Origin of the sequence: Virgibacillus salexigens (assembly GCF_014905415.1) — a bacterium.
Taxonomy (GTDB): domain Bacteria; phylum Bacillota; class Bacilli; order Bacillales; family Amphibacillaceae; genus Virgibacillus; species Virgibacillus salexigens.
In genome coordinates this window covers 1-290 of the sequence record NZ_BNEO01000211.1, presented here as the reverse complement: position 1 = coordinate 290, position 290 = coordinate 1, and the positions used below count along the sequence as shown (strand labels likewise).

General features: G+C 33.4%; 1 pseudogene. It reads right to left on the bottom strand.

The window, feature by feature from the left end:
* A pseudogene (locus JKP73_RS22885) lies at positions 1-290 on the bottom strand (hypothetical protein); the annotation flags it as partial.

The following is a 290-nucleotide window of genomic DNA, read 5'->3' as shown; positions in this document are numbered from 1 at the left end:
AAATTCACCGTTTGCTTCACCCAATTGTATGGTTTCTTTAATTACTTCAATCATCAGTTCATATCGTTTCTTTAGATAAGAAGCATTTTCTTTATCCATCTTGTATTTCGTCGAAAGAAAAAGTTCGGAGCGAGCTAGAATAAGAGAGTCACGATTAAATTGAATCCTTTTTTTCTGATCTTTTATCCAAGTTGTAAGCTGATTCCATACCGATTTATTATAATCAAGTGTAGGAAGGATTTGCTGATCCTCTTGATAGAGCACGACCATGAAAATATGGTCTAAATGAT